This window comes from Hymenobacter rigui, assembly GCF_003944715.1.
GTDB lineage: Bacteria > Bacteroidota > Bacteroidia > Cytophagales > Hymenobacteraceae > Hymenobacter > Hymenobacter rigui.
The window spans coordinates 1-24,999 of record NZ_RWIT01000014.1 but is presented as its reverse complement, the minus strand read 5'-3'; the positions used below and the strand labels follow the sequence as shown (position 1 = coordinate 24,999).

Sequence of the window (24,999 nt, the reverse complement as noted above, 5' to 3'; positions counted from 1 at the left end):
GATATTTCTACCTGTTTATTCCCCCTGCCTATGGCCGAATCACTTGACGCACTCGTGGAGGGCTGCCGCCGCGGACGGCCCGCCGCTCAACGAGGTCTGTATGAGCGGCTGGGCTACCAATTAATGGGCGTGTGCCTGCGCTACTGCCCTTCGCGGGAGGAGGCGGAAGATGCCCTGCAGCTCACCTTCGTGAAGATTTTTACCCGGCTCGACCAGTTCCGCAACCAAGGCCCGTTTGAAGCCTGGGCGCGCCGCATTGCCGTGACAACTTCTCTGAACCTGTGGCACCAGAGCCGGCAGCGCGGTCAGCAGCTGGAAGTTGAAGAAGCCACCGACGTGCATCATCCTGACGGTACGCCTTTCGACCAGCTTTCGGCCGATGATCTGGTGCGCCTGATAAACACGCTGCCGCCGGGCTACCGCACGGTGCTCAACCTCTATGCCATCGAGGGATACTCGCACGCCGAAATCGGGGAGCTGCTGGGTATTTCGGAAGGCACCAGTAAATCACAACTTTCCCGGGCCCGCCGCCTGCTGGAAGAACGACTGACTCAACAGGCACATACGCCGCTGTACCATGACTGAAAACGACTCGGAACAACTATACCACGACTTACGTCGCAAGCTGGAGGGCTACGGCAGCGCGCCACCGGAGTCGGTGTGGGCCGGCATTCGGGAGCAGGTGCCCGCCCGGCAGCCCCGCCGCTGGCGTCCTCTGCTGGTCCTGCTGCTGCTGGGCTTTCTAAGCGGCAGCGTGCTGGTCGGCAGCCACTACTGGCCGTCTTCTGCCACATTTGCCGGCGGCAACCTCGCTGACGCCGGAAAGCCGACTGCAGCCAGAACTACGTCAGAAGGCAGTGGAGAAGCTCCTGTCGTGGCAGCAGCTCCCCCCCGCCTGGCTACAGAGCCGGCTGAGGCAGCGGCCACGCCGCGCACCACCACGACTCCTGCAACTGCGGCGCCTTCAGCTACTGCAGCTCCTGAGGTTGCGGCCTCGGCCACCAGCAAAGCCACTTCCGGCCGAGCCTCCGTGCTACCAAGCCGCGCGCCACACATCCTGCCTACTATCACCGCCCGCACTAAACGGGAACGGCTGACCGGTGTTGCCAGACGTTCCGCCGAAATTGCGGACGCTACTGCCACACGTGGGGCACGGCAACGCACAGGGGGGCTTGGTCTGCTGGCAGTGGCTGCCACTCGCTCCGGTACGCATCGGGTCAGGTTTGGCTCCCGCGAGGCAGCTACACGAGGCGGCATTGATGGCAGCAGATACTCCCGCGCCGGCCGTCGGGCCCGCACGGACATACGGCCGGGAAATTCACTCACTACCAGTTCCACTACCTCCACAGGCACTGCGGGCAGCCGCAAGAGTACGCGCGCCACAAAACTCAGCAACGAGCCGCTGGACCTGCTGGCCGTACGTCCTCAGGCGTTGGAGGTGGAAGAGCCAGAGGTGAAACGGCAGCGGCGGGCCCGGAAGAAGCCTTCCCGCCAGGAGCTGCGCCTGCGTAACTGGAGCGCACAGCTTCTGCTGGGACAAAACGTGACGTACCGCCTGATAGGGGCCTCGGCCACCCAGCTGGAGCGCCTGGAGCGCCCCGGTATGGGCTTCAGCGGGCAGGTCTCGGGCACGTATGCTTTTTCACGCCAGCTGTCTGTTTCCGGCGGCCTGGGGTACTCAGAGTACGCCAACTCGCTGCATTACCAGCTCAGAAAGACCAGTTCCGAAACACTGCGGCAGATTGATTTCCGCGACGTGTACCGCTTCATCACCATTCCGGTACAGGCCCAGCTTACCCTGGGCGGCAACCAGCGCTGGCGCTACGGCCTGCTGGGCGGCGGCACCCTGGCCTTCCTGACCAGCGCCCGCACTACCGAGGGCTCTGCCTGCAACTGTGGGCAGCGCGAATGGACCAGTGACATGCCCGACAGCACTTTCAGCCGTACCAACCTGGCCCTGACGGCCGGAGCCTTTGCCAGCTACCAGTTTGCGCCCGGCCAGTGGCTCACACTTCGCCCGCAGGGTCAGCTGTTTCTCAATTCCCTCACGGCTCCTTCCAGCAGCGCCCCGCGGCGGCCCTGGGGCGTGGGCGTACAGGTAGGCTATAGTTGGGACCTGGACCCGCGCAAACGATAATCCTCTGTCTTTTATCCACTCAGCATTACTTGCCTCTACCCTATGAAACGCTTCCTGTTTGCTACCCTGCTGGCGTTGCCCGGCCTGTTATTCTCCGCCTGCCAGTTTGATTCCGGCGTAGTTATCTGCGACGATGGCACCCCGCCTGCTCCTCCCGTACCGGTGCCGGCTACCATCAAGGAAGTCCTGACGCAGCTGGGTCCGCCAGTGCAGAAATTCATGTACGACCCCACCCGTTCCAACACGTTTACGGGCCAGAAAGGCACTGTTTTCACCATTACTCCCAATGCTTTCCTGAAAAATGGCCAACCCGTAACCGGCCTCGTTGAGCTGGCCGTGCGGGAAGTGTTCAGCCGGGCCGATATGGTGCTCAGCAACATGCCCACCATTTCCAATGGCACGGTACTGAAATCGGCGGGGGAAGTGTACCTGCGCGCCGCCCAGGATTCCAGCATCCGGCTTGCTGCCAATGCCAGTATCCGTATTCAGACGCTGAACCCGCCCGGCGTCAGCTCCCAGGATACCATGCGCCTGTTTGTGGCCCCTACTACTCCGGTGGCCCAAACCAGCTGCTTCAACTGGATGGTTAACACGGACCCCGGCTCCAGCATCAGCCCCACTCCTACCGGCCATATTATTACGGTGAGCAGCCTGTTGTACAACGCTGGTATTGGTTGGTTCAACTGTGACCGGTTTTACTACACGCCTACCCTGCCCCTGACCGTTACGGTACCCGGCACCAACATCGACCCCATGCAGAACACCATGGTATTTGCCGTGTTCCGCTCCTTTAATGGTACGCTGTCGATGTGCGACTTTACGGCCCCGAACATCTTCCGGGCCAGCCGGGCTCCGCAGGGTGCCTCCGTCAGCGTGGTAGTTATCCGGACAGAAAATGGCAAGCTGTACTTCGGCCGCAAAGATGGTATTGTACAGGCCGGCGCTGACCTGAGTCCCACCCTGCAGGAAACCACACCTGCCGATTTGGTAGCCAGCCTGAACACGCTGTAAACACGTTTTCAAGCCCTGTATACACCACAGCCGTTGCGCTGGCATAGTTGCCAGGCAGCGGCTGTAATGCGTTATGCGTGTTGGATCCGCCCACCGATGATGACCTGCTGCACTGGGTTTTCGCCCAGCCAGTAGGGTATTTCTTCCAGGGAGGGCACGTGCAGCAGCAGGATATCGGCGCGCTTGCCGGGCTCCAGGCTGCCACATTCCCGCTGCTGCCCGACGGCCCAGGCGGCGTTCAGGGTAACTGCCGCTACGGCTTCGGCCGGATTCAGGCCCATTTTCAGGCACGCCACCGACAGGGCCAGCCACAGGTTTTTGCTGGGGCAGGAACCGGGGTTGAAGTCGGTGCTGATGGCAACGGGCAGCCCCGCATCAATGAACGCCCGGCCTGGCGCAAACCGCTCCTGCCGCAGAAACAGCGGCACCAGCGGCAGCAGCACCGCCACCGTACGCCCCCCCGATACCCGCGCCACCCGCGAAGCGCCGGCCGGCGTGAGGTAATCGGCGTGGTCGATGCTGATGGCGCCCAGCTCGGCGGCCATTTCGCACCCTCCCAGGTCGTGGAGCTGCTCGGCGTGAATTTTCAGCTGAAACCCCAGGGCCCGGGCCTGCTCCAGGTAGCGGCGCGCTTCGGCCACCGAAAAGGCACCTTCCTCGCAGAAAATATCCACGAAAGGCACCTCTTCCGGGTAAATATTCGGCAATACCTCCTGCACCAGCATGTGCAGATAGTCGGCAGGGTGGCCCCGGTATTCCGGCCCCGGTACGTGGGCTCCCAGAAAAGTGGGTACCACCCGCACTGGCTGGCGGCGGCCGGCCTCCCGCGCCACCTGTAGCAGCCGCAGCTCCGTTTCGGCATCCAAGCCGTAGCCGCTCTTTGCTTCCAGAGTGGTTACTCCATACTCCCGAAACCCTTTCAGGTGGTGCAGGGCCTGCTCCAGCAGTTGCTCATCGGAAGCGGCACGAGTGGCCCGTACGGTACTCAGGATGCCCCCGCCGCTGGCCAGAATATCGAGGTAAGTTTCGCCCTGCAGCTTGCGCTGAAACTCGTGGGCCCGGTTGCCACCAAACACCAGGTGCGTATGGCACTCCACCAGCCCCGGCATTACCACCTGCCCGCTGGCATCCAGCACAATGGTAGCCGTTGCAACCAGCGTATCATCCAGTTCCGCCATAGGCCCTGTAGCCACTATTCGGTCATCAACGCAGGCCACGTAGCCATCCGGAATGACACGCCAGTTGCGCTGGTTTTCCCCGGCCAGCGGCAGATGGGTAGCGGGTCCGGCCAGGGTGAGGAGTTGGCCGCAGTTGCGCAGAAGCATGGTGTAAGCCATTGCAGGAACGATGAGGGTGGATAGTAAAGATGCGCAGAACCCACAGAACTCACGCAGCCTTTTGCCATTGGGCTTCTCTAGGAACCAGCCAACAGCAAATAGCACTTCCTTACTTCTATATAAGTATGTAAGAATCAACCAAATATTACGCATCCATTTCTGGGAAAACGCAGTTTAAAGTCTCGCAATTCGTACCTTACAGTGCTGCTAAGAACAGCTTTTACAGATGGTTACGAAACGGTTTATCCCTAACCTGCTTTCCCAAAATGAAAAAGCTTCTACTTGCCTGCCTGATCTTCAGTACAGAAACAGCACTGGCCCAGCTTCCTACCAGTAGCTACGCCGTTTCGTCGGCCTGCCCGGCTTCGGCGCGTAACCCTTCGCAGCTTTATCAGATTGCACAGGACGGCTCCATGCAACCCATTGGCACCATTCAGAGCAGCGCCAACGGGAATAAACTCATCATTAATGCCCTAGGGTACAATCAGGCCGATCAATCGGTGCTGTATGGCATGCGGGTGGAGCAGCAGAGCCTTTCCAACTTCACCACGTTCGTTCCGCAGCTCTACCGCATTAACCTGAGCACGGCCGTTGCCGACTCCATCGGCCCGGTGACGCCCCCACCCACTCCGCCCACCGGTGAGCTCACCCCCACTACCGGCACTCAAACGGCCATTGATGTACGTCAGACGCTCAACTTCGTGGCCGACAGTGGCCCCGATGGCACGTATTACACCGGCGGCGCTACTTTTCGGGTCATTTTTTCCACATTTTTCGGTATTCCGATACCCGCCTCGGCGCAGGTCACTGACGTGCGGCTGTACGTGGGCACCATTAACCTGACGGCTATAACGGCCCCGGTCTGGCTCCGGCTGAACACCACCGACCCCGCCACGGCCGCCGTGGTGGAGAACTTCCGCAGCCAGACGGAAACCTACATCCGCTCCAACGGCTCCGGGCCAACGCCGGAGGGCGGAATTCAGGATTGGGTGTTTGATAAGGAAACCGGCAACCTGGTGAGCTACCTGGGTCTTACTGACCAGTACCTGACGGTGCGCAACCCGGCCTCGGCCCCAGTGGCCACAACCACCAATATTACCACGCCGGTACCCGGCACCACTGCCAACGACAAGAACATCGGTTCCATGTTCTCGGACCGGTTTTACAATGTATATGCCGTGCGGTCCGCTACCGGCGAGATTTTCCGGATTGACAACCAAACCGGCAATTACACTGGCCGCTCGTATGGGGCGGCGCTGGGCTGCACCCGCGGAGATGCCGTGAGCTTCCGGGATGCGCTGCCGCTGCCCGTGAAACTGGTGAAGTTTGCCGCTTCGGCTACTTCCGAGGGGGTGCGCCTCAATTGGGCCACTGCCAGCGAGCAGCACACAGCTTATTTTGCCATTGAGCGCAGCCCGAACGGCACCGCCTGGGCGCCGGTACAGCGGGTACAGGCGGGCAACAAGCCCAATGGCCAGCAGTACACTACCCTCGATACTGCGCCTCTGCCCGGCACCAGCTACTACCGCCTGGCCACGCACGATGAGAATGGTGACGTTGCGTACTCCTCGGTACTACCCGTCAGCCGCGCCGGGAAGCTGCAGCTGTATCCTAACCCGGCCAGCACGGTCGTGCAGGTGGAGCTTCCGGCTTCTGGGGCTACCACTACCCTGGAGCTGCGTGATATTCAGGGGCGCGTAGTGCGTCAGCAGCGGCTGGAAGCCGGCAGCACCAGCACCGAGCTCCGCACTGCCGGGCTGCCCGGCGGAGTGTACATGCTGCGGGTAAGCCAGGGCGCTGCCAGCTCTACCTCCCGCCTTGTGCTGATGGCTCCTTAAGGATAGAGTAGCAGGCCAGGCTCCGTCGGCAACGGTATTTTTTACGTAGAAAGGGCATGACTTTGCCCGATACCGCTCCTGTTATCCTGACGCTGACGCTCAATGAAGAGGCGCACCAGCACTTTACGCATCTGCGCCAGCAACATTTCCCACCGGACCGCAACTTTCTGGAGGCGCATGTCACGCTTTTCCACCATTTACCCGGTTCCGAACTGGCTGCCATCCAACAAGAACTGGCCGTACTTGCCGCTACCGTACCCCGGTTGACGCTGCAGCTGACCGGCGTGCGGTTTCTGGGCAACGGCGTGGCATATTCTCTCGACAACGCCCGCCTGCTCCAAGTGCACCGCACGCTGCAACAGCAATGGGCAGAGTGGCTGACTCCGCAGGACCGGCAGCCGCTACGGCCTCACATAACGGTACAGAATAAAGTGGCCCCGGCCGTTGCCAAAGCCCTCCACGAAGAGTTGCAGAACAGCTTTCGGCCCGCCGTGATTCAGGGCACCGGCTTTACCGTGTGGGCATACCAGGGCGGCCCCTGGCAACAACTGGCGCAGATACCGTTCACCGGCCCCGAGGATACCGATGGAGCTATTTCCGGGCGGTGATGGTGTGCGTCAGGCTTTTGAACTGGGCCAGGGCTGTTTCCGCATCCTGGCTGGCAATGCCCTGCATGGCTACGGCCGTACTCCCAACAATACTTACCTGCTGATATACCAGCACCCGCTTGCCCTGCAGCTGAGCAAAGCCTTCGGTTTCGTAGGTTACCAGGTCATTCACTTTACCCGAGGTCATCTTGCGGGCCACGAAGCCCGTCAGGCCCGGCCGCTGACTGAGCACCTGCCGGCTGATGTCGGCCGCCGTGATGGAGGGGTTGTAGGGGTGCGTGGTGATGATAATCTGTGGCTCTGACGCGGCCTCCGATGGGCGCTGACCTTCCACGGTGTACACGTAACGGCCACTGCGGGCTTCCTGCAATGCGAAGGGTGACTTCTTCTCGTCCAACGCAAACACGGCAACTCCCGGCTGGACAGAAGCTCCTGTTTTCTGATAGGTGGCACTCAGGAGGCTGCGCCGCAACTGGGAGGCAAGGGCAGTATCGGCGGCGGGGTAGCGGGCATCCAGCAGAACAGCAAACGTAGAATCGCCAAACAGCAGCTGCGACGACTCCTGGGTGGGCGACAGGCGTACCCGCACCAAGCGGGCCGGGTAGGCAGTTCCCTGCACTTCCTGGTAATTCAACACCTGGCCGCCCCGGGCCTCAAATCGGGCTTTGCTGAAACCGCCGGCCTGCTGGTAGTAGTTGCTGCCTTTCAGATCAAACACCTGTAGCACAGCCTCGCCGCGCCGCAGCCCCGTAAACCCGGCCGCCGGTCCGAAACCAGCTGGTGGCGTCAGCCAGACCTGCGTACCCGGAATGGCCCGGGCAGCCGGCTGCGCCTGCCCATGCGCCGTGATGCTTGCGGCGCTCAGCACAACGCCTACTCTCACAAAGAAAAATATTCTCATTACTACGCCCTACCACCGCCAAAACTCCGGGTCGGTGGCTGGCAGGGCACAAGGTAAGTACATATTGCAGAGGTACTGCCTCAACAACGTGGCTAAAGCAGATGCTGCTGGCGCACTGCTCCGGTATACTGCTGAAAATCATGCAGCAACATGCACAGCGCCGTATCCGTTATCGTCAGCATAATTGGTTGGGGATCAGCAAAACCCTCTTCCGGGCAGGACACGTAATTCACTAGGCCCATAGCCCACTGCCCAAACTGGCGTTGCGCAATCGGGCCATTAGCCAGTACCTGCACTTCGGTGTGGCGGCAATCGGTACGGATGCGGGCGAAGGTGGCGAGTACCGCCTCAGCGGGTCCTTCCAGCACCTGCAGAAACCGGTTGCCATCGTACAGGAGCATGCCCGTAACATCCGCAGCTGCGTTACGAGCCTGTGACTGACTCAACATCCGACCTAAATCGGCTCCGGATAAAGCTACAGCAGCTGTACTTTGGTAAATAAGATGATGTAAGGGAGCCATGATTCGACAACTGAATAGCAGAAGTATGATTACAACAGTAAAAAATACGACAATATTTATGCAGTGTTGACTTTTTCGGCGCACTATTTTGAATTTCCTGTTTCCCAATATGAATTTTCACTGAACAGTTTTTCTCTATCCACCAATGAAGGCACTTCTGCTAATTGATATTCAACTAGACTTTCTGCCTGGCGGCTCCCTGGCTGTGCCTGGCGGCCACGAGATTCTGCCGCTGGTAAATCAGCTGCAACCCCGCTACGAACTGGTAGTGGCCACCCAGGACTGGCACCCGGCCAACCATCAGAGCTTCGCCAGCCAGCATCCGGGCCACCCCGTTTTCTCACAGATTGACCTCCACGGTCTGCCTCAAACCCTCTGGCCCGACCACTGCGTGCAGGGTACACCCGGCGCCGAGTTCAGCCCTCAGCTGGATCAGCACCGCATTGAGGCCATCTTCCGGAAGGGCACCTCCCCAGAAATTGACTCTTATAGCGGCTTTTTCGATAACGGCCACCGCAAAAGCACCGGCCTGGCCGATTACCTACGCGGCCGGGGTGTGCAGGAAGTACACGTATGTGGGCTGGCGGCCGACTATTGCGTGTACTTCTCGGCGCTGGATGCGTTGCAGGAAGGCTTTGCGGTGGTGTTTCTGGAAGCTGCAACCCGCGCCATTTCCCCCGAAGGCTACCAGCAGGCCCGCCGCCAGCTGGAACAGCGCGGTGCCCAATTCGCGGCTGAATAGCAGCAGTTAGGCCTTTTTCCGGGCTACTACGGAATACATCATGGGCAGCTTGCCGGGCAGGGCGCTCAGTTGGTAGCGGCGCTCTGCCACCTGCTCCAGCCCGGCAAAGCAATTGTAGGGCGAGTAGTCATACTCCTCAAACTGCTCAACTGCCAAGTCCTGCCGCAACAGCGCGCCCAGCACTTCCGCCAGACTGTGGTTCCAGGAAACGGCCGTTTCCCGGATGGGAGCCGTCAGGTCGGCGTAGGTGCCGGTTTCCGTTTCCGCAATGGTTTCCCGGTTGAAATAGGCATAGTCGATGCGGCTGAAGCTGGCGTCGAACATCCATACCACCGGATGAAACTCCACCAGCACCAGCCGGCCACCGGGCTTCAGGAAATGTGCTATTACAGCGGCCCAGCGCTCCATATCCGGCAGCCAGCCCAGCACCCCATACGAGGTAAAGACCACATCAAACTGCTGGTGCAGGTGCTGCGGCAGCGCGTACACGTCGGCGCAGATGAACTGCGCACCCAGGTGAAGCTCATGAGCCAGCGTGCGGGCGTAGGCAATGGCATTTTCGGCCAGATCCACGCCGGTCACCTGCGCCCCCAGCCGGCTCAACGACAACGTATCCAGCCCGAAATGGCACTGCAGGTGCAGAATCTGCTGTTCCGCTACTTCCCCTAGTAGCCCCAGCTCTACTTCATTCAGCGAGGACTTTCCGGCCCGGAAGCCGGCCACGTCATAAAACTCCGACTGCACGTGATACTCGGTTTTGGCGTTCCAGAGTCGGCGGTTCAGCTCCAGGTAGTTATCGGCGGCACTCATGAGCAGCTAGTTGATTGGGCAGGTAAAGTGCAGATATTTTCGGCGGGCAGCCACCACTGCAGCCTATAACCTTTCGCGGGCGGTCTGGGTACCTATACCCATGCTTCTTCCGTGCCTCTCTGTTCATGCTGCCGCCCGATATGCCGTTTCAGCTCCCTGATTTAGTTCCTGACCCGCTTGAGCGGATTCTGCGCGCGGCAGGCGTAGTAATGGGCAGTTTGGTGGCCGGGTGGCTGCTGAGCAAGTTGTTGTTCGGGGCACTGGCCCGCTATGCCCGCCGTCAGCCCGGCGTGATGGCGCAGTCCGTGACAGAGCATCTGTGCCGGCCGGTCAGCTGGTTTCTGCCGGTACTGGTGGTATCCTTCACCCTACCCCTCACGCTGCTTGATAATCAGGGGCTGGAAGTAGCGCGCCGCCTCGTGGAAACGGCCCTGCTGACCACGTTTGCCTGGTGCCTGATTAAAGCCCTGGATGTGGTGCAGACCCTGGTGCAGCGACATTACCAGATTACCGATGCCGACAACCTGCGAGTGCGGAAGCTGTTCACACAGCTACAGTTCGTGAAGAAGCTCGCAGCCTCCCTCATTGCCTTTGTGGCGGTGGCTATGGTGCTGATGAGCTTCGCCACGGTGCGCAAAATCGGGACTGGACTGCTCACCTCGGCCGGCATTGCCTCCGTGATTGTAGGTTTCGCGGCCCAGCGCTCCATCAGCAACCTGCTGGCCGGCTTCCAGATTGCTTTCACGCAACCCATCCGGCTGGATGATGTGCTGGTAGTGGAAGGTGAATGGGGCCGGGTGGAGGAAATTACGTTTACCTACGTGGTATTGCGCATCTGGGACGAGCGGCGGCTGGTGCTGCCCCTCAACTATTTCATCGAAAAGCCCTTCCAGAACTGGACGCGCACCACCTCGCAGCTGCTGGGCACCGTATTTCTGTACACCGACTATACGATTCCGGTGGAGGCCGTGCGCAGCGAGCTTCGGCGCATTGTAGAAGCTAACCCGCTCTGGGACCAGCGCGTGTGCGTGCTACAGGTTACTGATTCCAAGGAGCGGACCTTGGAGCTGCGCTGCCTGGTAAGTGCTGCCAACTCCAGCCGCGCCTTTGATTTACGCTGCGAAGTGCGCGAGCAGCTGGTGCGCTTTATTCAGGAGCACCACCCCGATAGTCTGCCCAAAACCCGCACCCTCACCGAACCTACCGACCAGCCGTTTGCCCCGGCGGCGGCGGCAGCCGAATAAAACCAGCCGACGTACTAAAACCCGTGGTGCGGGCCGTATCTTTGAGAGTTACGAACCGGTCTGACCTGCCCGACAGGCGGCTTTTCAGCTGGTTCATTCTCTGCTGCATGATCCGTCTGGAATACTTTACCCCCGAAGACTTCTCCCAACTTATTACCTGGATTGACACGCCGCATCTGCTCATGAACTGGGCCGGCCCGATGTTCAATTTCCCCCTCACCCCCGACAAGCTTGACTGGTATCTGCAGGATACTAACCAGCTCGGCGAGTCGGACGTGTTCATCTTCAAGGCCGTGGACACTGCCACCGGGGCCGTGGTCGGGCACATTTCACTAGGCAGCCTCAGTCAGAAAAACAGCTCGGCCCGCATCAGCCGGGTATTTGTTGCGCCGGAGCAGCGCGGCCGTGGGCTGGCCACCCGCATGCTCACCGATGTGCTCCGCTTCGGCTTTGAGCAGCTGCACCTGCACCGCATTGACCTGGGCGTGTACGATTTCAACGAGGCGGCCATCCGGGCATACACCCGGGCCGGGATGCACCGCGAAGGTTGCTCGCGCGACATCCTGCGCTACGATGATGAATACTGGAGCTTGGTAGAGATGAGCATGCTGGAGCACGAGTGGCGGGCTCAGCAGCCAGCGTAGTGCTACTGGCCGCTATCCGCCAGCCGCTGCTGTCCCTCTGCCGATAGTGCCCTGGAGCGGCTCAGTTGCTTTACGTAGCTCACCCGCCGAAACCTCAGCGCCGTCCAATCGGCGTCGATGGCCACCATCCGAACGGGCTCAAACCCCAATTCTCCGAGCACAGCCCAGCCAGTATCCCGATTGAAGTCGCAACGGTATTTTTTGGAACTGCCTTTGGGATACGCAAACCACACGGTGGCGTCGCCGGGGGCCTGAGTGGCTAGGGCCGGGGCAGTTTCGTTGATTTGCTGCTGCGTAGTGGCAAACACCAGCGCCGCTTCCACGGGTTGATCCAGCGTTTCCGTAACCACAGCCAAGGCCTGCAAATCGGCCCGCAGTGCCGACAAATCGGCCGGAAAATTCTGGACAAATACCGTACTGCCTTCTTTCAGGTTCAGTTTTTTCAGAATCGGGTTCATAGAGCGCAAAGCAAAAACAGCCAGTACAGCAGTGCCTAACTGCCAGAGAATGATGCCGCCTGAGCGAGCCACGAAGCTAGCAGATTATACTCCTTGTGCTACCTCGACCATATATTTCTGCGCAACCAACGCCCACCTTTTTTGCTTTCTGCCGTACTTCGTAAGTCCTATTCTGAACTACGCATGAGCACGACCGACAGCGCTGCTCCTCTCACCGCCGATGTGGTGCTGATTGGAGCTGGAATCATGAGTGCAACCCTGGGCCTGATGCTCAAGGAGTTGCAACCCGACCTCACCATTGCCATTTTTGAGCGGCTCGACGTGGCCGCCGCCGAAAGCTCCGACGCATGGAACAACGCCGGCACCGGGCATTCAGCCTTCTGTGAGCTGAACTACACCCCCGAGAAGCCCGACGGCAGCATCGACATCAGCAAGGCCATCAAAATTGCCGAGCAGTTTGAGCAAAGCAAACAGTTCTGGGCGTATCTGGTAGAGAAATATCAGGTAACAGGAGTTACCCGCTTCATCAACCACATTCCGCACCTGAGCTTTGTGTGGGGCCCGAAAAACGTGGAATTCCTGCGCAAGCGCCACGCAGCCCTCACCCAGTCGCCGCTATTCAAGGGCATGGTATTCAGCCAGGACCCGGCCGAGCTGGAAAGCTGGATGCCACTGGTAATGGATGGGCGCGACCCGCAACAGGAAGTGGCGGCCACCCGCATGGACCTGGGCACCGATGTGAACTTTGGCTCCCTCACCCGGGGCATGTTCACGCTACTGCAGGAAAAGCCGGGCGTGTCCTTCTACTTTCACCACGATGTGGAGAGCCTCAAGCGCAAAGAGGATGGCAGCTGGCGGGTAAAGGCCCGCGACCTGACTACCGACAACAAAGTGCGAATCCGGGCTCCGTTCGTGTTTATCGGGGCGGGCGGCGGATCTTTGCCGCTGCTGATTAAATCCGGCATTCCGGAGGGCTCGGGCTTTGGCGGCTTCCCCGTGAGTGGGCAGTGGCTCAAGTGCATCAACCCCGAGGTAATTGCGCGCCACCACACCAAAGTGTACGGCAAAGCCGCCGTGGGCTCGCCGCCCATGTCGGTGCCCCACTTGGATACCCGTGTAATCAATGGCAAGCAGGAGTTGCTGTTCGGGCCGTATGCCGGCTTCAGCACCAAGTTCCTGAAGCAGGGCTCCTACCTGGATTTACCGTTGTCGGTGAAGCTGAGCAATATGCGGCCCATGATTATTGCCGGCCTCAAGAACATTCCACTCACCAAATACCTCATCAACCAGGTGCGCCAGTCGCCCGAAGACCGGCTGGCGGCTTTGCGCGAGTATTTGCCGGAAGCGCGCAGTGAGGACTGGCAACTGGAAACGGCCGGCCAGCGGGTGCAGGTGATTAAGAAAGATGCCAAGGAAGGCGGCGTACTGGAATTTGGTACCGAGGTAGTAGCTGCCGCCGATGGCTCCATTGCGGCGCTGCTGGGGGCCTCTCCGGGTGCTTCCACGGCCGTGAGCATCATGGTAGGCCTGATCCAGCGGTGCTTTTCAGATAGTGCCCGCACTCCGGCCTGGCAGGCCAAAATGCGCGAAATGATTCCCTCTTTCGGCAAAGACCTCAACGCCGATGCGCAGCTGCTGGAGCAGCAGCGGGCCCGTACCAGTGCCGTGCTGGGCCTCAATGAGCCCGCCCCGGTGCAGTAGCTCTCTTGCCTGACTTCTAGAAAAAAAGCCGCCCGAAAAATGCTTCTGGGCGGCTTTTTTGCGTGCGTGTACTGTCAGCTACCGCTTAAGGCTAGGCCTCTGCTGGCTCGTGCCGGGGCAGAAACACTTCTGCCAGCATGCAGCGGGCACTACCGCCCCCAATGGTTTCGATGGTGGGAATAGACATGGGCAGCAGCTCCGCGTAGTGGCTCAGGCGGTGGCGCTGCACCGGGGTAAGAGCATCATACGCCCGCTGCGACATCACCAGCAGCCCGGTTCCGAAGGCAGTACGCAGCGTCAGCATATTCCCGGCAAATCGCCTTACCTGCTCCAGGCTGATGGCTATCAGCTCGTGGCCGGTACTGGTGAGGGAGGCTACCACGGCGGCCCGCTCGGCCTCATCCCGGATGCTTTCCAGACAAACCACCGCAAATTCAGCCCCCACGCACATCATCACGTTGGTGTGGTAGATTTCCTGCTCCAGCTCATCGAGGGCGTGGAAGGACACGGGCTGGTACCCCAGCCGGGCACACACGGCTTCGAATAGTGCCTTATCGGTGCGGGCTGAAAGGCCGGCGTAGGCAATGCGGTGTACGTGGTCGAAGATGATGCTGCCGGTGCCTTCCAGAAACCGCTCCTCCTGCTCGTGGGCTGAGAGGTCCACCACCTCCCGGATCCGGAACTGCCGGCCCAGCTGCGCCAGAATATCGGGGCGGCGCTCTGCCCGGCGGTTGGGGGCGCACATGGGGTAGAGCAGCACCCGGCCATCGGGATGAAAAGTGCCCCAGTTGTTGGGAAATACGGCATCGGGGGTGTGCGGCTCGGGCGTATCCTCGAACACCAGCACCTGCACGCCCCGCTCGCGCAGCCGGGCCACCACGCCGTCGAACTCAGCAAACGCCCGGGCCTGGATGGCACCATCATCGAGGCCGGCAATGAACCCCTGAAAATGGTTGGAGTGCGCCGTTTCGGTATTGAACGTGAACCGGGTGGGGCGCACCAGAAATACGGTGTGGGTGGATTGCATGAGGGCGGGCGGGTGGTGGAACTAGTTGATGGCCACAAAGAAACACGTTGTCCGGGCCTTTGCCAAGTTCTGCCGTCTCACTTTCCCTTCCGGCCTTCTTTCTGTTTTCCAGGAAGCAAAGCCCTGAGAAGACGCACGTTTTCTCAGGGCTTTGCTTCCTGGAATAGGTCCATCATAGCTATGTTTAGTGTATGAAACTCGGCTACTCCCTCCCCTCCCTGCTTGTAGTTGGCTGCCTGTTTTTTTCGGGCAATGCTTCCGCCCAGTCGAAGCCCAAACCAGCTCCTAAAGTCCCCGCACCGGCCACCACCGCCTGGAAAGGCCGGCTGGTGTACGGCCACGCCGCCGACATCAACACGTTCACCTTCGCCAGCAAAGCGGATCAGCTGTTTCTGCAGAAAGCCAAGCAGCCCTATACTACTCCCGAGGGGGAGGTATACTACGTGAATGATGCCTTCCCGAAGGCCAATGTGCTCATCAAGAAGAGTAACTCCACGGCCACCCAGTTTCGTACCGTGCTGGATATGTCGAGCGACAACCCCGACTACAAACAGGCGCTGGAGGAATACAGCGTCATTCGGGGCACGGGCATTTCGGCCGTACTCAGCAGCCTCCACGACCCGCGCGTGTCCCCGGATGGCCGGTTTCTGTCGGTGACGGTTATAGGGTATCCGGGTCAGGCATTTCCCAACAACTGCGTGGCCGTATTCGAGCGGGCTACCGGCAAGCTGGTTACCAGATTTGAGCACCGCTACTACGGAACCTGGCTGCCCGATGGCCGCCTGCTGATGTGCGGGGCACATAAATCGGGCAGTACCGACACGGGATTCTACCCGCCCAAGGAACCCGGTATTTTCCTGACCGATGCTGCACTGGCCAATTCACAGCGCATCGACCAGGGGCTGGATGAGCCGGCTCCCTACCACGCCATGCCCAGCCCCGACGGGAAACGGGTGGCTTTTGTGCTGAACAACCACGTGTGGGTGATGAACCTGGATGGCAGTGCCCTCAAGCAGCTCACCGCCGTAGCCAACGACAACATCGAAACCTATCCTACCTGGTCGCCGGACGGTAAGTACGTGGCCTGCTGGGCGTACAAATCGTTTGAGCGGAGCTATTACACGGCCATTGCCGTTGTACCCGCCGCCACGCCCCAGCCAGTTTCCCTCACCGATGCCGCCCCCGTATGGCCCCGCGACACCAAAAACTACCGCATCAGCGGAGGCGGCGGGCAGTTTTCCTGGCGCTGACTCGCAGGCCTACAGATACGACAGCCACCAGTACGAATGCCGCTGCTTGAAGCCCTCGTACCAACGGCACGGCCAGTACAGCGTCAGTACAACGGCTGCCCACACCACATACGCCCGCAGCAGGCTGGGCTGATACGCGGCGGGCCAGGTGGCCGGCGTGGCAAACGAGAAGTTGAAAGGTGCCCCAAACGCCAGCCGCGTCCAGACCCAGGCCGAGCCGCTGATAAGCAGCAGGTGCAGCAGGTAATAGAAAAACGGCACCCGTCCGAACGTGCGCAGCCAGCGGCTCAGGCGGCTGGCGGCCGTTTCGGTAACGCTCAGCAGCAGCAGCGCTACGCCCAGCGTGAGGCACACAAACAGCAGGGAAGGCGGATATTTGGTCACATTCAGGAACGACAGCGCGCTATACAACGGGCCCCGGGACTGAATACTCCAGGGGGCCAGGTCGCCGTACCAGTTGGTTGCCCGCAGCAGCCCAAATGCCAGCAGCAACCCGACTCCGGACCACCGCAGCCGCTGCGCACGTTGCGGCTGCGGCAACCGGAACCACGGCCCTACGAGGTAGCCGGCCAGCATCACGCCCAGCCAGGGCAGAATGGTGTACGCCACCAGAAACGGCGGCAATGGCCCCACCGGCAGCACAAACGGCGTGTTGTGCAGCAGGGCCAACAGTGCTGTGCCTGTTGTAGTTGGCTGCAGTACCGGCAGCAGGTTGTGGCCCAGCAGGATGCCCGCCGCCAGCACCACCAGCACCCCGCGGGGCAGCCATAGCAACCCGGCCAGCAGCAGCATGCCCCACCCAATTGCCCAGATTACCTGCAGCAGCAGAATGCCATAGCCCCACTGCAGCACGAAGTTGATAACCATCAACTCCAGCGCAATCAGCCACCCACCCCGCAGCAGCAGAAACCGGCTTACCGCGCGGCGGCTGGGCTGTTTCTGCGCATACAGCCAGATGCTCAGCCCCGACAGGAACACGAATGTAGGGGCGCAGAAGTGGGTAATCCAGCGGGTGAAGAACAGCAGTGCAGAGGCATTAGCCACGTCTTCCGGCCGCACCAGCGTAGGGCTCCAGAACTCCCGGATGTGGTCGAGGGCCATAATAACCATTACCAGCCCCCGCACAACATCAACGGACTGGACCCGCACCCGGCCAGGCGGCTGTTCGGCCAGCAAGGGAGCTTCTGCAGAAAGTGGAGCGGTAGCGGACATAGGCTTCTGATATCAGGCACGCAACATGGTTGGCTAATATACTTGGCTGCAGCCATATGCCTGGACTTGCCCCCTCCCGCTTGGCCGCCTGCTAATAACCTTCCGGGCCGCAGCAGGGTATTACTCTCGCCACCGCCCTTCCGGCTGATTCTGCGGCCGCAGCAGCAGGCCCTACTGGCTATTCCCCACGAAAAGATCCCTGACGTATGTCCCAATCCAACACTGCTCCTACCCCACCCTCTGCCCCGCAACCGGCGCTTATTGTACTGGCCGGGGCTACCGGGGCGCTGGGGCTGCTCATTGCTCACCAGCTACGCCGCCGGGGTGCGGCCGTGCGGGCGCTGGTACGGCCCGAGTCCAGCCACAAAGCCGAGGCAGAATCTCTGCGGCTGCAGGGCGTGGAAGTAGTATCAGTTGATTTCAGCAATGCTCCGGCCCTCACGGCCGCCTGCACCGGCGCCAGTTGCGTGGTATCAGCTCTATCGGGGCTGCGCGAAACCATTGTGGATGCCCAGTCACGGCTGCTGGATGCGGCTGTAGCTGCCGGCGTACCCCGCTTCATCCCCTCCGATTTCTCCGCCGACTTCACCCGCCTGCCCGAAGGCTCCAACCGCAACTTCGATTTGCGACGGGAGTTTCAGCGGCGGCTCGATCAGGCTCCGATTCAGGCTACCTCCGTGCTGAATGGCATGTTTACGGACCTGCTGACGGGGCAGGCCCCGCTGATTCAGCCGGGCATTCGCCGCATAGTGTACTGGGGAGATGCCGACCAGCCCCTCGACTTTACCACCATGGTCGATACGGCCAGCTTCACGGCCGCCGCCGCCCTCGATAGTACCACGCCCCGTTACCTGCGCATTGCCGGAGAGGTAGCCAGCATCCAGGGGCTGCGGACCATTGCCAGCAATGCCCTGGGCCACGAGTTTAAGCTGTTGCGCGTGGGCAGCCTCGATTTTCTGGCCAACATGATTCGCCTCACCCGCACGCTGATGCCCGCCCGAAACGAGGTATTTCCGCCCTGGCAGGGCATGCAGTACATGCACAACATGCTTACCGGCCAGGCCAAGCTGTCGGAGCCGCTCGACAACGCCCGCTACCCGGACATCCGCTGGACACCGGTGCAGCAGGTATTGGCCGGCTTGAAATAGCCGTTGGCCACGCCACCTAAAACTGCACAAACAAAAAGAGCATGCCGGCTGGCATGCTCTTTTTGTTTGCTTGAAAAGCGGGACAGTTAAGCGCGACGCACTTTAACGGCGTTCAGCCCTTTGCGGCCCTGCTCTACCTCAAACTCAACCGTGTCATTGTCACGGATTTCGTCGATGAGGCCGGTTACGTGAACGAAGATGTCCTGACCGGTGGTGGCGTCGTTGATGAAACCAAAGCCTTTGGTTTCATTGAAGAATTTTACGGTTCCTGTTGACATGATGCTTTTAGGAAATGGATGAAAAAAAAGCAACTGACAACGGAACGCTACGATGATTCTGCAAGCGAATTGATAGTAGGTGACACGAGGCAATTTGCCTTAAACATTGTAAACGTACGCCTTTTATTTTGAACATCTACCCAAATGGGGTACTACATTCATATGCTACGATACTTGAGCTGTTAACTGCGAGCATCCGGCTTAAGTTCAAACCCGTCTTATTTAAACGAAATAGTAGCGTTTCGCCCCCTGCAAGGGGTATTGCAGGCTGCACTCTGTCAATTAATCCGTATGGTTGTGCCCATGAAGAAACTTCTGCTTCTGAGTCTGCCGCTTGGGTTGCTGCTCACGCATGCAGCCGTTGCTCAATCGGCCAAACCCGCCGCCAGGATGAAACCGGTTCCCGGAACAGAGCTATCAGGCAACCCCATTTTGCCCGGTTGGTACGCCGACCCGGAGGCCGTCATCTTCGGCAGGCAGTACTGGGTGTATCCCACCTATTCCGCGCCGTACAATCAGCAGGTATTCATGGATGCGTTTTCCTCGCCCGACCTGGTGCACTGGACCAAGCATCCGCGCATACTGGATACTACCAGCGTGAAATGGGCGCAGCGGGCCATGTGGGCCCCGGCCGTGGTGCAGAAGGACAAGCGGTATTTCCTGTTCTTCGGAGCCAATGATGTGCACGAGGGCGAAGTAGGCGGCATTGGAGTAGCCGTAGCCGACCGGCCGGAAGGGCCGTTCCGGGATTACCTGGGCAAGCCGCTCATCGGCAACATCCACAACGGCGCGCAACCCATCGACCAGTTTGTGTTTCAGGACCCGGGCGGGCAGTATTACATCATCTACGGCGGCTGGTCACACTGCAATATTGCGCGCCTCAAGCCCGATTTTACCGGTTTTTTGCCCTTCCCCGATGGTACCATTTACAAGGAAATAACGCCCCAGAACTATGTGGAAGGCCCGATTATGTTCCGCCGCCAGGGCAAATACTACTTCATGTGGAGCGAAGGTGGCTGGACCGGCCCCGATTACTCCGTGGCCTACGCCGTAGCCGACTCGCCGCTGGGGCCGTGGCAGCGGGTGGGCAAGGTCCTGCAGCAGGACGCTGCCGTGGCTACCGGAGCCGGCCACCACTCCGTCGTGCAGGTGCCGGGCACCGATGAGTGGTACATCATTTACCACCGTCGCCCCCTCTCCGAAACCGACCAGAACCACCGTGTCACCTGCATCGAGCGACTGTACTTTGATTCCCAGGGCCGCATCCAACCCGTGAAACTTACCCAGAGAGGCGTGGCTGCCCGGAAGCTCAAGTAGAAGGCATTACCTGAAAACAGTTGGGGCCACCCTGCTATGCCAGGGTGGCCCCAACTGCTGCTGCACCAGGCAGCGCACTACCGGAAATCCGGCTTCAAACAGGCGGTTTGATTCGACAGGAACCGAACCACTACTGCGGCCTACAGAAATATGGCCTGACCGACAACCCAACGGGCCGCTGCTTCCCGAATGGCCTGTTCATCAGGCTCCGCATCAGTAGCCCAGGCCACAAACCCATCCGGACGGATTAGCAACGCGCACAAGCCGGCCTGCTCCTGCGCCTGGCCCGAAACGTACTTCAGCTGGTCGCCAAACTCGCCGGCAAAAGCTTCCAGAGAAGCTGTAGTACCAAAATCAAGCAGGATTCCCCGGCCGTCGCGCAGCAGCGTGCTCAGTGTCGTACCGTCTTCAAACGTAAAGTTCGGCGCACTGTACCCAACCAGCGGATGACTGCCACCCAGGGCATAACAGGTGGAAATTCCCCAGACCCTGCCGGCAAAATAGGTGGCGCCGTCGCGTGTATTCAGCAGGTCCTGCATGATGCCGCGCAGCGCCTGAGCTTGCGGGCTGGGGTGCATAATGGCCACCTGTGCACGCGACCAGTCCAGCACCTGCGCCCCAATGGGGTACCGCTCGGTATAGTATGTATCCAGCAAGCCAGCGGGTGCCTGCCCTTTCAGGGTGGCGGCCAGCTTCCACCCCAGATTCATAGCGTCGCCCAACCCCAGGTTCAGGCCCTGCCCCCCGAGGGGTGAGTGGATGTGGGCGGCGTCGCCGGCGAGCAGCACCCGGCCGTGGCGGTAGGCCGTAGCCTGCCGGGAGCGGTCTGTCCAGGCAGTGGCAAGATGCAGGGCGCTGATGGTGACGTCGGTGCCGGAGATGCGGCGGATTAGCGCCTGCACGTAGTCGAGCGTAAGAGGCTGTTGGGCCTTGTGGAATGCCCCGCCGTCAAACTCCTGCATAATCAGGTAGCCGGGCTGGGACTGCCAGTACATGCCGGTGGGTGTCAGGGTGCGGCCGGAGCTGAGCTTCTCCTGGTCGGGAATATCCACCTGCACCGAGTAGCCGGTAAACTCCGGCTCCGTCCCGGCAAAGTCGAAGGCACCCAGCTTGCGCACTACGCTACGGCTCCCGTCGCAGCCTACCAGCCAACTGCCGGTAAAGGCATGGCCCTCAGTTTGCACCGATACAGCCCCGTCAGTTTGCTCAAAGCCCGTAATGGCCAGTCCGCGCAGAATGGTGACGCCCAGGGCCTCGGCCCGGCGGGCCAGCACCGCTTCCAGTTCCTGCAACTCCGACATGATCAGGGTTTCGGTAGAGCCGGGCAGGCGGTACGGCCACTGCGTGGTATCTACTTTACTTACCTCAAACTGAATGCCGGCAAAGTGCCCGCCAGGCTTTGGTTTAGCTCCCGGGCCGGCAGCTGGGGCAGTCGGGAGCAGGTTGAAGCGCTGGTGCAGCTTCAGCTCCGACAGCAGCCCCCGGCGGTCCAGCGCCTCAATGGAAAGCGCATTGAGCCCCCGGAGCCCGAATGGCATTTGCTTCAGGGGAGAATCCGGCTGCGCCGCCTTTTCCAGCACCAGCACAGAGCAGCGGCGCAGGGCCAGCTCTGCGGCCAGAAACAACCCCACCGGCCCCGCGCCGGCAATAATCACATCGTACTCGGCCGGCTGGGCGGCAATTTGCTGATTTTCCAGTGTCTCGTTCATAGTGCATGAGTGAGACGCAAACTTCCGACAAGCGCCGGCCCTAGGCTTGTAAAAACGCGACAAAAGCGTCGCTCACGGCTGGTCTTCCGCGCCGGGCGTTGCGCGCAAAAGCGGCGGGCGTGGTACCGCTGTAGCGTTTGAACTCCCGGCTCAGGTGAGACTGGTCGGTGTAGCCCAGCTCGTGAGCCAGGGCGGCCAAGTTGGCTTCCGGCTGCAGCCACAGGTGGTTGCGCACCTGCTCAAAGCGCAGCAGCCCCGATACGTCCTTCACCGTGTGGCCCGCCGCTTGCTTAAACTTCCGCTCCAGGGTCCGGACTGTGGCATGGGCCGCCGCCGCTACCTCGCTGACCGGCAAGGTACCGCCGGCCTCCCGCATAGCCTCGCCTGCCTTAGTCAGCGTGTTATCGGTAGCCTTTCCGAGCCGGGCATCCAGAAAATACTGCTGTACCAGCGCCAGAGCCGCCTCTACCTGGCCCGCCCGAATCAGCTCGGCCAGGGCGGGATGCAGCCTGGCAATGGGATGCCGGAAGGTGCGCACGCCGCCCGGCCCGGCGGGCAGCCCCAGCAGCTCAAACACCGTCCAGGGAAAGCACTTGACACCGATAATGTCCAGCCGGCCTTCCCCGTGCAGCAGCACCGGCTGGTTGAGCAGCCCCATCAGAAACGGAGAAGGCAGCGGCTGCACGCCGCCCGCAGTAGCCACACGGCACGGACGGCCGAAATGAAAAATGATTTCTGCAGACCCATCCGGCACTATCTCAAAGCCCGCAGGCAGCCCGGCAAAGTCGATGCTGTTGTACCAAAAGCCCTGGATAGCATCCTGTAGCGCGGCCGGGGCCGATATTCCTTGGTACTGCATGAGGGAAAGATAAGACGGTTGGCGTACTCTCTGGCGTATGGCAGCCACGTATTCCAGTGAGTACGTACGGGCAGATAAAAGAACGTCCTGCTAAGTGCAGCCAAAGCACCTCTGCCGCTTCGTTCACACGAAATTGTTCGGCAGAGGTGCTTAAGCTGTACTCAGCAGGACGATTCCAGACAGATTTTAAAAACGCTCTATGGTAGTGCGTACTGGCACTGTAACCGGCGGCTACAACGGGGGCCTACTTCAGCTTGATGCCCTGGTCGGCCATGGCCTGCTCCGTTTTGGCGTGGTTGGCCAGGAACTCCTTGTGCTGCTCCTCGGTGCGCTCAGTGCCGAGGCTGGCCAGGTGCTCGCGCAGCTTGTCGGCGGGCATATCAGCCCCGTAGGAAGGCGTACCCGGCTGCTGCCGCCACGATTCATGCAGGGTGCCGTCGTCCACGGCGTCGAATCCTAGCTCCTCCACCACGGCCATTACCTTCTGCTTGGCGGCAGCATCGTCGGAGGCTACGGGCAGCGAGATGCGGCCGGGCGTACCGGCAGGCACCCCCTTATTCTGGAGGTGGTCGGCGTAGATGTTGTTGAACACCTTCACCACCGGGCGGCCCAGGTGCTGCTGCACCCACTCGCTCTCGGTGAGGCTGCCGGTTTCCAGCTCCGCAATCTTGCCGTCGCGCAGCATGGGGTAGTAGTTACTGGTATCGATGATGGGCGTCTCCTTAGGCACGCTGGCCAGCAGGCCCTTAGGCAGATCTGGAATGTTCTTAAGCGGGATGGTTACCACTACCAGGTCGGTGCCGTGCTGAGCGGCTTCCTCGGCCGTCACGGCCTTAGCGCCCGTCTTCTGCTCCACGTCTTTGAGGGTTTCGGGCCCGCGGGAGTTGGCAATGTAAACCGAGTGGCCGAGGTCCGTAAACCGAACGGCCAGGGCGCTGCCGATGTGGCCGGCACCAATGATTCCGATGTTCATAGGGTGTGTAGGTTTGGTTCGTGCGCCGGTGATGTGCCGGCGCAGGTTACTTAACAACCAAGGCAGGAAAATGCTTTTTGCATTGAGACAATTACGCTGCAGCTACTTCTTAAAATCTGTGCAAACCAGATTTATCAGAAATGCTAATATCCCGCCTACATATAACACTACTAATAATAGCCCTGCGTCTTTGGTACGGTCCTCAAATGAAGTGGTACGCGGGTATAGCAGCACGGGAGCCTGCACAGCAGCGCTGAAATAGTGATACAGAGGATTACGGAATAATGCTTTACGATATGGCTGATCCTGTTCACCTGCCCCAGCTCGTTCCAAATACTGAATGTCCGACAGCTGTTGGGAGGAGGAGTTCAGAATGTCAAGGCGCAACTCCCGGTACGCACGACGCTGAAAAACTTCCAGAGAATCATGCGACGCATCGACAGACATTTGACGAGCACTTTGAATACCTAACCACGCTACTGGCAACTCCCATACAGCGCTGCCTAACGTGTCTCGTAACGGAAATACAGCGCGCATGTAAACCGTTGGATTTTGACCTTTAGGGGTTTTAGTTACCGAATCAAAGCCACATAACTCACGATCAATATATATGTTCTTCATAAAGTAAAATCTTGCGGGCTTCTGGGTCGCAAGATCCCGCACCGACTTCACAATGCGGACAACTCCCAATGATTCTTTGAAGTACAAATCAATCCTCCATGTCAGTAGCAACACCATAGCTGCCACTATTATGTAGAAAGATGCATATCCCTGATCTCTTTCCTTTGTATCTCTGGATGCGTCTTCTTGCAGCAGAAGAAGTCCCGGGTGCAACACCAGCCAGCATAAAACGGCTGTGGCAGCAGCTGGCAATAAATACACCCACCAGATGGGCAAGTCGGCAACGTTATCAATATTCAGATAGTAGTCTAACCCTGCAAAACACAGTACAACTCCCGTTACAATCAGGAAAAAAGGCGCAAAAATTCGCCGCATTTTTATATTAAATCCTTCCATTTAGCGACAATGGGATTATCCGATTAACTCAGCAATTGTATTAATATTCATAAAAATCCCAATCCCGAATCTGAACGCCCCGCGCCACATCCTGGGCCATTTTTGTAACACATCGGTGTGACGGAAAACACTATATAGCGGATTCATGAACGGTGTAGCTGCCGTCGCCTAGCGTACGTAAGCAGGTATATGCAAGCGTATTCGATGGATTTGCGCCAGCGCGTGGCGCAGGCGCTGACTGAGCCCGGAGCCCGGCA

24 protein-coding genes are annotated in these 24,999 nt (G+C 59.9%); 12 read left to right on the top strand and 12 right to left on the bottom strand.

The window, feature by feature from the left end:
* Window positions 1–30: 30 nt before the first annotated feature.
* The 3 genes from EI291_RS18385 to EI291_RS18375 are packed head-to-tail and all read left to right on the top strand — an operon-like array spanning window position 31 to window position 3,148.
* Window positions 31–585 carry an RNA polymerase sigma factor gene (locus EI291_RS18385; protein WP_125423483.1) on the top strand — a complete coding sequence of 185 codons (555 nt, stop codon included), beginning with the start codon at window positions 31–33 and terminating at the stop codon, window positions 583–585.
* Window positions 578–2,137: an outer membrane beta-barrel protein gene (locus tag EI291_RS18380; protein ID WP_125423480.1), complete on the top strand. Its 1,560-nt coding sequence runs from the start codon at window positions 578–580 to the stop codon at window positions 2,135–2,137. Before EI291_RS18385 ends, EI291_RS18380 begins: the two co-directional genes overlap by 8 nt.
* Window positions 2,138–2,179: 42 nt before the next feature.
* On the top strand, window positions 2,180–3,148 hold the full coding sequence (locus EI291_RS18375; protein ID WP_125423477.1) for a hypothetical protein: 969 nt from the start codon (window positions 2,180–2,182) through the stop codon (window positions 3,146–3,148).
* A 71-nt stretch (window positions 3,149–3,219) separates the two neighbouring features.
* On the opposite strand, the gene hutI is transcribed toward EI291_RS18375, so the two are convergent.
* On the bottom strand, window positions 3,220–4,485 hold the full coding sequence (gene hutI / locus EI291_RS18370; protein ID WP_170172715.1) for an imidazolonepropionase: 1,266 nt from the start codon (window positions 4,483–4,485) through the stop codon (window positions 3,220–3,222).
* A 266-nt stretch (window positions 4,486–4,751) separates the two neighbouring features.
* On the opposite strand from hutI, the gene EI291_RS18365 reads away from it, so the two are divergent.
* Both EI291_RS18365 and EI291_RS18360 read left to right on the top strand, forming a co-directional pair.
* Window positions 4,752–6,323 carry a T9SS type A sorting domain-containing protein gene (locus EI291_RS18365; protein WP_125423471.1) on the top strand — a complete coding sequence of 524 codons (1,572 nt, stop codon included), beginning with the start codon at window positions 4,752–4,754 and terminating at the stop codon, window positions 6,321–6,323.
* A gap of 56 nt (window positions 6,324–6,379) precedes the next feature.
* The gene (locus EI291_RS18360) at window positions 6,380–6,931 is read left to right on the top strand and encodes a 2'-5' RNA ligase family protein (protein WP_125423468.1); all 552 of its coding nucleotides are present in this window, start codon (window positions 6,380–6,382) and stop codon (window positions 6,929–6,931) included.
* Here EI291_RS18360 and EI291_RS18355 read toward each other — a convergent pair.
* Window positions 6,915–7,799 (bottom strand): hypothetical protein, encoded by an 885-nt coding sequence (locus EI291_RS18355; protein ID WP_148103429.1) that lies wholly within the window; start codon window positions 7,797–7,799, stop codon window positions 6,915–6,917. The two genes, EI291_RS18360 and EI291_RS18355, sit on opposite strands and share 17 nt — an antisense overlap.
* A 125-nt stretch (window positions 7,800–7,924) precedes the next feature.
* Window positions 7,925–8,353 carry a BLUF domain-containing protein gene (locus EI291_RS18350; protein WP_125423463.1) on the bottom strand — a complete coding sequence of 143 codons (429 nt, stop codon included), beginning with the start codon at window positions 8,351–8,353 and terminating at the stop codon, window positions 7,925–7,927.
* A 145-nt stretch (window positions 8,354–8,498) separates the two neighbouring features.
* Between EI291_RS18350 and pncA the strand changes: the two genes are divergently transcribed.
* Window positions 8,499–9,095, top strand: a complete 597-nt coding sequence (gene pncA / locus EI291_RS18345; RefSeq protein ID WP_125423460.1) for a bifunctional nicotinamidase/pyrazinamidase — start codon at window positions 8,499–8,501, stop codon at window positions 9,093–9,095.
* A gap of 6 nt (window positions 9,096–9,101) precedes the next feature.
* Here pncA and EI291_RS18340 read toward each other — a convergent pair whose 3' ends face one another.
* Complete coding sequence (locus EI291_RS18340; protein ID WP_125423457.1) at window positions 9,102–9,905, bottom strand: class I SAM-dependent methyltransferase; 804 nt, start codon at window positions 9,903–9,905, stop codon at window positions 9,102–9,104.
* A 125-nt stretch (window positions 9,906–10,030) separates the two neighbouring features.
* On the opposite strand from EI291_RS18340, the gene EI291_RS18335 reads away from it, so the two are divergent.
* Both EI291_RS18335 and EI291_RS18330 read left to right on the top strand, forming a co-directional pair.
* Window positions 10,031–11,149 (top strand): mechanosensitive ion channel family protein, encoded by a 1,119-nt coding sequence (locus tag EI291_RS18335; protein ID WP_240635592.1) that lies wholly within the window; start codon window positions 10,031–10,033, stop codon window positions 11,147–11,149.
* A gap of 107 nt (window positions 11,150–11,256) precedes the next feature.
* Window positions 11,257–11,793, top strand: coding sequence for a GNAT family N-acetyltransferase (locus tag EI291_RS18330; protein ID WP_125423454.1), 537 nt, complete (start codon window positions 11,257–11,259; stop codon window positions 11,791–11,793).
* A gap of 2 nt (window positions 11,794–11,795) precedes the next feature.
* Here the strand turns inward: EI291_RS18330 and EI291_RS18325 are convergent, their stop codons facing one another.
* A complete protein-coding gene (locus tag EI291_RS18325) occupies window positions 11,796–12,251 on the bottom strand; it encodes a hypothetical protein (protein WP_125423451.1) in 456 nt (151 codons plus the stop codon).
* 183 nt (window positions 12,252–12,434) lie between these two features.
* Here EI291_RS18325 and EI291_RS18320 point away from each other — a divergent pair, with 183 nt between their 5' ends.
* Window positions 12,435–13,952: a malate:quinone oxidoreductase gene (locus EI291_RS18320; RefSeq protein ID WP_125423448.1), complete on the top strand. Its 1,518-nt coding sequence runs from the start codon at window positions 12,435–12,437 to the stop codon at window positions 13,950–13,952.
* Window positions 13,953–14,043: 91 nt separating this feature from the next.
* Here the strand turns inward: EI291_RS18320 and ctlX are convergent, their stop codons facing one another.
* Entirely contained in the window at window positions 14,044–14,979 is a 936-nt protein-coding gene (gene ctlX / locus EI291_RS18315; protein ID WP_205701631.1) for a citrulline utilization hydrolase CtlX, read from the bottom strand.
* A 191-nt stretch (window positions 14,980–15,170) separates the two neighbouring features.
* Here ctlX and EI291_RS18310 point away from each other — a divergent pair, with 191 nt between their 5' ends.
* Window positions 15,171–16,229, top strand: coding sequence for a TolB family protein (locus tag EI291_RS18310; protein ID WP_125423445.1), 1,059 nt, complete (start codon window positions 15,171–15,173; stop codon window positions 16,227–16,229).
* Window positions 16,230–16,238: 9 nt separating this feature from the next.
* Here the strand turns inward: EI291_RS18310 and EI291_RS18305 are convergent, their stop codons facing one another.
* On the bottom strand, window positions 16,239–17,441 hold the full coding sequence (locus EI291_RS18305; RefSeq protein WP_125423442.1) for a DUF1624 domain-containing protein: 1,203 nt from the start codon (window positions 17,439–17,441) through the stop codon (window positions 16,239–16,241).
* A gap of 206 nt (window positions 17,442–17,647) precedes the next feature.
* Between EI291_RS18305 and EI291_RS18300 the strand changes: the two genes are divergently transcribed.
* Entirely contained in the window at window positions 17,648–18,589 is a 942-nt protein-coding gene (locus EI291_RS18300) for an NmrA family NAD(P)-binding protein (RefSeq protein ID WP_125423439.1), read from the top strand.
* Window positions 18,590–18,675: 86 nt separating this feature from the next.
* On the opposite strand, the gene EI291_RS18295 is transcribed toward EI291_RS18300, so the two are convergent.
* A complete protein-coding gene (locus EI291_RS18295) occupies window positions 18,676–18,867 on the bottom strand; it encodes a cold-shock protein (RefSeq protein ID WP_125423436.1) in 192 nt (63 codons plus the stop codon).
* A gap of 390 nt (window positions 18,868–19,257) precedes the next feature.
* Here EI291_RS18295 and EI291_RS18290 point away from each other — a divergent pair, with 390 nt between their 5' ends.
* Window positions 19,258–20,184 carry a glycoside hydrolase family 43 protein gene (locus tag EI291_RS18290; RefSeq protein ID WP_125423654.1) on the top strand — a complete coding sequence of 309 codons (927 nt, stop codon included), beginning with the start codon at window positions 19,258–19,260 and terminating at the stop codon, window positions 20,182–20,184.
* 140 nt (window positions 20,185–20,324) lie between these two features.
* Here the strand turns inward: EI291_RS18290 and EI291_RS18285 are convergent, their stop codons facing one another.
* From EI291_RS18285 to EI291_RS18270, 4 genes are all read right to left on the bottom strand, one after another.
* Window positions 20,325–21,893, bottom strand: a complete 1,569-nt coding sequence (locus tag EI291_RS18285; RefSeq protein ID WP_125423433.1) for an FAD-dependent monooxygenase — start codon at window positions 21,891–21,893, stop codon at window positions 20,325–20,327.
* Window positions 21,894–21,933: 40 nt separating this feature from the next.
* On the bottom strand, window positions 21,934–22,752 hold the full coding sequence (locus EI291_RS18280; protein WP_125423430.1) for a helix-turn-helix domain-containing protein: 819 nt from the start codon (window positions 22,750–22,752) through the stop codon (window positions 21,934–21,936).
* 244 nt (window positions 22,753–22,996) lie between these two features.
* Window positions 22,997–23,725, bottom strand: coding sequence for an NADPH-dependent F420 reductase (locus EI291_RS18275; RefSeq protein WP_125423427.1), 729 nt, complete (start codon window positions 23,723–23,725; stop codon window positions 22,997–22,999).
* Between the two features lie 102 nt (window positions 23,726–23,827).
* A complete protein-coding gene (locus EI291_RS18270) occupies window positions 23,828–24,742 on the bottom strand; it encodes a hypothetical protein (protein WP_125423424.1) in 915 nt (304 codons plus the stop codon).
* Between the last annotated feature and the right edge of the window lie 257 nt (window positions 24,743–24,999).